General features: G+C 49.1%; 8 protein-coding genes. 5 read left to right on the top strand and 3 right to left on the bottom strand.

Going from position 1 to position 8110, the window contains the following annotated elements; translation table 11 throughout:
* The 3 genes from R6U67_RS13825 to rpiA form a co-directional block, all read left to right on the top strand.
* A partial coding sequence (locus R6U67_RS13825) for an ATP-binding protein (RefSeq protein WP_410253084.1) occupies positions 1-2092 on the top strand: 2092 nt, incomplete at its 5' end.
* Positions 2093-2749: 657 nt separating this feature from the next.
* Positions 2750-3571 (top strand): ATP-dependent sacrificial sulfur transferase LarE, encoded by an 822-nt coding sequence (gene larE, locus R6U67_RS13820; RefSeq protein ID WP_410253085.1) that lies wholly within the window; start codon positions 2750-2752, stop codon positions 3569-3571.
* Positions 3572-3635: 64 nt separating this feature from the next.
* The gene (rpiA, locus tag R6U67_RS13815; protein ID WP_410253083.1) at positions 3636-4343 is read left to right on the top strand and encodes a ribose-5-phosphate isomerase RpiA; all 708 of its coding nucleotides are present in this window, start codon (positions 3636-3638) and stop codon (positions 4341-4343) included.
* A gap of 49 nt (positions 4344-4392) precedes the next feature.
* Here rpiA and R6U67_RS13810 read toward each other — a convergent pair whose 3' ends face one another.
* The 3 genes from R6U67_RS13810 to R6U67_RS13800 all read right to left on the bottom strand — a co-directional run bounded on the left by R6U67_RS13810 (position 4393) and on the right by R6U67_RS13800 (position 5796).
* A complete protein-coding gene (locus R6U67_RS13810; RefSeq protein ID WP_410253082.1) occupies positions 4393-5028 on the bottom strand; it encodes a peroxiredoxin in 636 nt (211 codons plus the stop codon).
* Between the two features lie 139 nt (positions 5029-5167).
* Positions 5168-5554, bottom strand: a complete 387-nt coding sequence (locus R6U67_RS13805; RefSeq protein WP_410253081.1) for a type II toxin-antitoxin system VapC family toxin — start codon at positions 5552-5554, stop codon at positions 5168-5170.
* Positions 5551-5796 (bottom strand): DUF2281 domain-containing protein, encoded by a 246-nt coding sequence (locus R6U67_RS13800; RefSeq protein WP_410253080.1) that lies wholly within the window; start codon positions 5794-5796, stop codon positions 5551-5553. Before R6U67_RS13800 ends, R6U67_RS13805 begins: the two co-directional genes overlap by 4 nt.
* A 190-nt stretch (positions 5797-5986) precedes the next feature.
* On the opposite strand from R6U67_RS13800, the gene R6U67_RS13795 reads away from it, so the two are divergent.
* Both R6U67_RS13795 and R6U67_RS13790 read left to right on the top strand, forming a co-directional pair.
* On the top strand, positions 5987-6283 hold the full coding sequence (locus R6U67_RS13795) for a hypothetical protein (RefSeq protein WP_410253079.1): 297 nt from the start codon (positions 5987-5989) through the stop codon (positions 6281-6283).
* Between the two features lie 163 nt (positions 6284-6446).
* Positions 6447-8110: PAS domain-containing protein (locus R6U67_RS13790; protein ID WP_410253078.1), on the top strand; the 1664-nt coding region annotated here is incomplete at its 3' end.

The following is an 8110-nucleotide window of genomic DNA, read 5'->3' as shown; positions in this document are numbered from 1 at the left end:
GGCTTATGACGAAACACAGGTGATTCCCAAGTATCAGCAAAATAATGAATTGTCAGGACTTGCTTATCTTTATACTTACAAAATAATGCTTGCCTATTGGTTTGGCAAGTATCGCAACGCCCTGGAGTATGTGAGTCAGGCTCAAGGGTGTTTGATGGCGTTGTCGGGGACGTTTTTTGCACCCGTGTTTGAGTTTTATGCGGCGTTGAGTGAGTTAGCTCTTTATTCTGAGTTAACGATGCAGGAACAGGCTCAATGCTGGGAACGGGTTCAACGCTACCGGGAGCAACTGGTGGATTGGAGTCGTTATGCACCGATGAATCATCAACATCGCCTGCTGTTGTTGGATGCGGAAATGGCTCGGGTGTTGGACTATAAAGCTGAAGCACTTGACTATTATGATCGGGCGATCGCCCAGGCGAAAACGTCTCAATATCTTCATGAAGAAGCCTTAGCAAATGAACGAGCCGCCCAGTTTTATTGGGAGTGGGGTAAAACTAAACTAGCGGAGGCGTACTTGCAAGAAGCCTATTATGGCTATGCTCGCTGGGGTGCGAAAGCCAAGGTTCTGGATCTAGAACGGCGTTTTTCGGAATCCCTGGATCAAATTCTGCACCCCTCAACCTCGGATTCGGGGAAGCTGTCATCACGCACCACCAAGACATCTCATCATACGTCGGGAGGTTCGTCGAGCAGTATTTCTGAGGCGATGGATTTAGAGGCGATTCTTAAAGTCTCTCAAACGATTTCTGAAGAGATTGAACTGAATAAGCTAATTCATACCCTCTTAACGATTGTGGTGACTCATGCGGGAGCGGATAATTGCCTATTTTTATTGCAAGAACAACAAGACTTAAAACTGTTTACCTTGGCAAATTCGGGCGACTCGTCGCCGCTATTCTTGTCCCAAGATTCAAATAACTGTGACGAACTGCCAATGTCTTTGATTAATCGAGTCAAACGGACGTTGCAACCTCGAATCATCGCTGATGTAACCCTAGAAGTCGGCCTACTGAAAGATGAATATTTTCAAAAATATCAGCCCAAAAGTATTTTGGTGACGCCGATTATTCATCAAGGAAAGTTACGAGGAATTTTATACCTCGAAAACAATCTAACGTTTGGGGCGTTTACGGGCGATCGCATCAAACTCCTTAATCTCATTTGTTCCCAAGCGGCGATTTCTTTGGAAAATGCTCGGCTTTATGAATCGGCTCAGAAGGCTTTTACAGATTTACAGGAAGCTCAGTTGCATATTGTTCAAAGTGAAAAAATGTCCACCTTAGGAAATTTAGTGGCGGGGGTGGCTCACGAAATCAATAATCCTGTGGGGTTCTTGAAGGGGAATATTGATCCCTGCTTGGACTATATCCAGGATTTGTTGGGATTGATTGATTTGTATCAAGAGAAATATCCTGACGCAGATGAGGAGATTCTGGAGGAAATGGAGGCGATAGAATTAGACTATATTCGGGAGGATTTCCCGAAATCTTTGAGTTCAATGCGAGAAGGAGTTAACCGCATTCAGAATATTAGTCATAGTTTGCGGAGTTTTTCTCGTGGTGATACTCGCTTCCCGGTTACGTATGATGTTCATGAAGGACTCGATAGCACGCTCTTGATTCTGAAACATCGACTGAAAGCGAATGATTGTCGCCCCGCTATTAATGTTATTAAAGACTATGGAGAGTTGCCCAACATTCAGGCTTATGCTGGACAACTGAATCAGGTTTTTGCTAATCTAATCGGGAATGCCATTGATGCGGTTGAGGAAAATAGCCGCGATCGCAGTTATCACGAGATTGACAATCGGCTGGTGGTGAAAACTCGCTATTTGGAAGCGGAAAACCAGGTCATGATTAGCATTCAGGATAATGGAACCGGAATGACTGACATGGTTAAAAAGAATATGTTTGATAAGTTGTTTACAACCAAAGAAGTGGGTAAAGGAACGGGATTGGGTTTACCCATCTCACGACAAATCGTCATGGAGAAACATTCAGGAACCTTAGAGTGTCATAGCCAGTTCGGAGAGGGAACTGAGTTTCAGATTACGCTTCCCACTGGAGTTGGAGAATTGGAGGAACCGTAAGACTAGACGACGGCGAGTGGCTACCCAACAATAGATAAAGGGGAGTTTTCCTCAAGGCTATGTGTTGGGAAATCGCCTCGCTAGCTATGTTCATGAACATTGTCGCCGTAACCCGGCGTTTGCCAAACAGTTTGTTGAGGCTTGTAGAGGGTTATACTAGAGGAGAATTTATGGGAGATTACATCCGTTGCGGTAGGGGCATAACCCACCCCTACCCCTCCCAGGAGGGGAAATTTTTCGCCCCTACAATTTTGTATCCCATGCAACAAATTTAAACCGATATCCTGAAGACCCGAAAAATTTTGCTTGACATCACAGATATTAAGGATAAAGTTCATCTCGATTAAACCTGTAGTCCAGGGGCAAATCAAAAGACTGTTTGTCAACCAAATCAAAAAACTTTTGTTGTTTATTCGAAGACTCCTCAACGTCATAAACAATAATGTTAACCCTCTTTCCTTCCCAATCTGAATCCAGGGTTTCATCTAAAACTAGATGACCCTGTCGGTAGTTGCCAGTCAAAATTTTATACATGTTTACCTTCACTTTCGGAACAGTCCAAGACCTTAAACTATGTTAAACTAATGAGAGTAACTTGAGATAGCAGATGAGGCATCTCAAGGCATTGACTCGTTAAGTTTGCTGATAGCCGTTTCCATAGTAATGCAAAAACTCGATCGCCTTCAAGACCTCTTTCAAACCATGGATCGGGCATTAATTGCCTATTCCGGCGGGATTGATTCGACCCTTGTGGCTAAAGTCGCCTATGACGTACTCGGCGATCGCGCCCTGGCCATAACCGCCGTCTCCCCCTCCCTCCTCCCCGAAGACCTCGAAGATGCGAGGATTCAGGCAGCGACCATCGGTATCGCTCATGAGGAGGTGTACACCCAGGAGATGGAAAACCCCAACTACACCAGCAACCCCGTCAATCGCTGCTACTTCTGCAAAAGTGAACTCCATGATACCCTCAAACCCCTCGCCCTCCAACGGGGCTATCCCTACGTCGTTGATGGTGTCAACGCCGATGACTTGCAGGATTATCGCCCCGGAATCCAAGCCGCCAAAGAACGCGGTGCGCGATCGCCCCTCGCGGAAGTGGGAATTAGCAAAGCCGAAGTGCGTCAACTCTCCCAACATCTCGGACTTCCCTGGTGGGATAAACCCTCTCAACCCTGTCTCTCCTCCCGTTTCCCCTATGGCGAAGAAATCACCATCGAGAAACTACGGCGCGTGGGACGAGCAGAAGTCTATCTGCGAGGACTCGGATGGCAAAACTTGCGGGTTCGCTCTCAAGGGGATACCGCTCGTATCGAACTCCCCCCTGAGGTGATTCAAGACTTTGTCCTCAACAGCGATTTAGCCCAAGTCGTGGCTCATCTACAAGAATTGGGATTTCTCTTTGTCACCCTCGATCTCGAAGGTTATCAAAGTGGCAAACTCAATCGTGTCCTAGAGCGTCAAGCGGTGACCGTTTAGAGGATAGACTGACAACGCGGTAAAGTGTTGAGGACATCTATACTATCGATTGGAGGATTCTAACATGAGTGATGATGCCGTCACCCTAATGAAACAACAGGTGGGGAAAGCCGCCGCCGATCGCGTACAATCGGGAACCATCGTCGGACTCGGAACCGGATCAACCACCGCCTACGCCATCCAATATATCGGCGAACGGCTGCAAAAAGGAGAACTCAAGGATATTAAAGGGATTCCCACCTCCTTCCAAGCCTCCGTGTTAGCCAAAAAATACGGGATTCCCCTCACCAGTCTCGATGAAGTCGATCGCATTGACGTAGCCATCGATGGCGCCGATGAAGTTGATCCTCAAAAACAACTGATTAAAGGCGGTGGCGCGGCCCACACTCGCGAGAAAATCGTCGACTCTCTCGCCGAACAGTTTATCGTGGTGGTGGACTCCTCCAAGTTGGTTGACAAATTGGGGTTAAGCTTCTTGCTTCCCGTGGAAGTCATCCCCATGGCCATGACTCCCGTGATGCGGGCCATCGAAGGCCTCGGCGGTGAACCGACGTTGCGGATGGGGGTTAAGAAAGCTGGCCCCGTTGTCACCGATGAGGGAAATCTGGTGATTGATGTCAAGTTCGCCAATGGGATTGAGAATCCGGCGGAGTTAGAGAAAACGCTCAATAATATCCCTGGGGTTCTGGAAAATGGCTTATTTGTCGATACCGCTGACGTGATTCTCGTCGGTGAGGTGAAAGACGGCCAACCCAGCGTCCGCGAGGCGTAGGGGAAACGCTAACTCGGGGCGAAACCGGTTTCGCCCCGACGAGTTTAGCTTATTTGTTGGGTTGGGGAGTCATGCGGAGATAGGGTTTGAGTTCTTTGACTCCTTTGGGAAATTGTTTCTTCGCGTCTTCCGTGGCGATTTTGGGGGAAACAACGCAATCATCGCCATCAGTCCAGTTGACGGGAGTGGCGACTTGATAGTTGTCCGTCAGTTGTAGGGAATCGATGACACGCAGGATTTCTTGGAAGTTGCGTCCGGTACTGGGGGGATAGGTAATCGTCAGACGCAGTTTTTTGCTGGGATCGATGACAAACACCGTCCGTACTGTGACGTTTGCATCGGCTTTGGGGTGAATCATCCCGTAGAGATCCGAGACTTTGCGGTCTGCGTCGGCCAAAATGGGATAGTTGAGGGCGGTTCCTTGGGTTTCTTCGATGTCACCAATCCAGCCTTTGTGAGAGTCGCTGTCATCGACGCTGAGGGCGATGACTTTGGCGTTGCGTTTCTCAAATTCTCCTTTGAGTTTCGCCACTTCTCCGAGTTCCGTGGTACAAACGGGGGTGTAGTCGGCGGGGTGGGAGAATAAGACTACCCAGCTATCGCCGGCCCACTCGTGGAAGTTGATGGTTCCTGCGGAGGAATCCTGGGTAAAGTCGGGGGCGATGTCTCCGAGTTGTAGGGTCATAAACCAAGCTCCTATGGATTGTCTTATCGACTATGTTAGGCCTTGATTGTACTGGCGATCGCACCCCTTATACTCCGGTTTCCCGGTCGGGTTTACGGAGAATAGCTCCATCGGTCTTAGTTTGGCGGCGACAACTCCCTCACCAAAGCCGTTTAATGGGATAGGAATCAAACAGGCGATCGACACTCATTAGGGATAACTCGGCACGAATCGATTGTGCAATAATCATACGATCAAAGGGATCTCGATGGGGAACCGGTAAGCCATCTAACACCCAAACATCGGCCACATCGATATTTAATAGGTTTAGGTCATTTTCCTCTTGTTGGTTAAGAATCATCTCCTCTAAGGGCAAATCCAGCGTCAATTTACCGCTTTTGAGTTTGATTTGCATCTCCCAAACACTCGCAACACTCAAAAACAACTCATTATCACGGTTCCCTAGCAGAGTCGTCACCCTTTCGGAGAGTTTTTCAGGTAAGCCGACCCACCAAATAAAAACATGAGTATCTAGCAGTAGCCTCATCCTTGTCCACTCCAGTATTCAGGGGGAAGAGGATCGTTGAAATCATCCGATATCCAAACTTTTCCCCGATGCAGGCCGGCGACACGGGGTTTTTGCGATCGCGGTTGCGGTTTCGGATATTTCTGGGCTAGAAACTCGATATAGTCTAAAACTTGTTGCTGTTGCGTCTCGGGTAACTCTCGCAGTTTCTCCAGAATCGTCTCAGACTGGGAATGGGTGGTATCAGCGGTGGAGGAGGTCATCGGATACATCGAATGTCTACGCTGACAGTCTAGCAAATCTCAGTCTGGGTCTGGGGAATGGGCGATCGCCCCCCCAAGTCCCGAGAGATGCGAAAGTTAAGCCTTGCTTAAGAGTGATCTGGGGCTAGAAGGAACCGAACAACTGGCATATAATAGAAAAATTAGATTTTCCTCACCTCACGTTCCTGCCATGTTTCAAATTCTTTATGTCTTAATCAAGGCAATTGAGCCATTTTTAGTGCCAATTTGTTTTATTAGTGCTTGGGCGATCGTATTCATGATTTTAGGAAATATTTTGGCGGCGATCCGCAGTAGCCACCGCCGGGCCAAAATGATGCACCAAATCCCCTGTGCCAATTGTGCCTATTTTACCAACGACCATCGCCTCAAATGCCCGATTCATCCCACGATCGCATCCTCCGAGGCCGCTATTGGTTGTAGCGATTACGAATCGACGCGGCCCGAGTTCCTGGATCAATTCGGTTAAATTGGCTAACATGGAACGATTAGCTAGGACATCAAGTGAGTCTGAAAAGAACAATTGACAAGGCTTTCACACCGACGCAGGATCCAATCTAAACCGTGACTCTCAGGTTTATAATTGTCAATTATAAATCATCAATTGTCAATTATAAATTATTAATGATAAAATGTTGACTTCTGCTATCCTGCGCCACCCTCCCTGGATCTCGATGCAGACACCTCTGCGGGAGGCGATCGCCCTCGTGGAAAAATCTAAGACCGTTAGCGGCCAGGGAGATGGCGCTGTCTTAGTGATGATGGACCAAAGTCCAGAAAGCGAACCCTTGGGCATATTGACCCCTGACGCGATCATTGCACAACTCGCGGCGACCCCCTCCTTAGACCAGCCCCTTGAGCCGAAACACCTCGTTCCCATTGTCGGCTTACAAGAATGCTACCCTCAGGATATCGAACAGGTGCAACAGCTCTTTCGCGAACATGAGGTTCCCTATTTGCTGCTACTCGACGAAGACCAACAGATCTGCGGCTTGCTGAGTCGACAGCGACTGCGATCGCTCCTCCACCCCGAATCCGTCCCCGACTCAGACCTCTGCGATAACCTAACGCCGTTCTTTGAAACCTCCTTAAACCTCCTCACCATTATGGATCGTCAAGGGCGGTTTTATCGCGTCAATCCCGCCTGGGAGAAGGTTCTCGGATATCCCCGCCGCAGCCTACTCGGTCAACCTATCCTGAACTTCGTTCATCCCGACGATCACCCGGCTACCTTCACCGCCATGAACCAACTCAACCGAGGAGAAGCCGTTGAGGGATTTGTCAATCGCTATCGAGACCGACAGGGGAACTATCGCCAGGTCGAGTGGTACGCTCAACCCTATGGTGAGTTCATCTACGCCAACGCCCAAGATATTACCGCTCGCAAACAACTCGAATCGGAGTTGAAAAAACGGCAACTTCACCTACAAGCCGCGCAACGCATTGCTCATCTCGGGAGTTGGGAATTTGACGTGGCCACAGGGGACATTACCTGGTCGGAGGAAGTCTTTCGCATTTTAGGGCAGGATATCACCCTAGGGCCGCCGGACTATGAAAACCTCCTACAAATCTATCACCCCGACGATCGCCCCGAACACCATCGGCTGGTTCAACAGGCTCTCGAACAGGGAAAACCCTACGATTTAGAATGTCGGGTTCTCCATGATGATGGCCATCTCTCCTATATTCAGGCCCGGGGAGAGCCTAATCTCGATGAACAGGGCCGGGTGGTTAACATCATGGGGACCATCCTAGATATCAGCGATCGCAAACAGCAAGAACTGCATCTACTCAAAACCACCGCTCAACTCGAAGCCTCCAATCGAGAACTCGAAGCCTTCGCCTACTCCGTCTCCCATGACTTACGCGCCCCCTTGCGGGCCATTGACGGCTTCAGTCAGGCCCTCGTCGAAGACTACGGCGAACACCTCGATGCAGAGGCGCAGGATTACATTGAGCGCATTCGCCGCAATGTCAGCCGCATGAGTCAGCTGATTGATGATCTCTTGCGTCTATCTCGCGTCTCCCGGGTCGCCATTGAACTGCAAAGGGTGAATCTCTCGGAGTTAGCCGGGGCCATCGCCAGCCAATTAAAAGAAGCGTATCCAGACTATCCCGTTAAGCTACAGATTACACCCGAGTTAACCCTCAACGCCGACCCCTCCTTGATGGAGATGATGTTAACCAATCTCCTAGAAAACGCCTGGAAATTCACCCATCATCAGCCTCAGCCCCAGATCGAGGTCGGCCGACGGTCTTCACTCAAGGAAATTTTAAAGACTAGCCCGGAGTTCCT

It is taken from the genome of Sodalinema sp. (assembly GCF_046483825.1).
Lineage (GTDB): Bacteria > Cyanobacteriota > Cyanobacteriia > Cyanobacteriales > Geitlerinemataceae > Sodalinema.
Note: the sequence above shows the minus strand (reverse complement) of the source record. Positions and strands in the feature narration are given on the sequence as shown.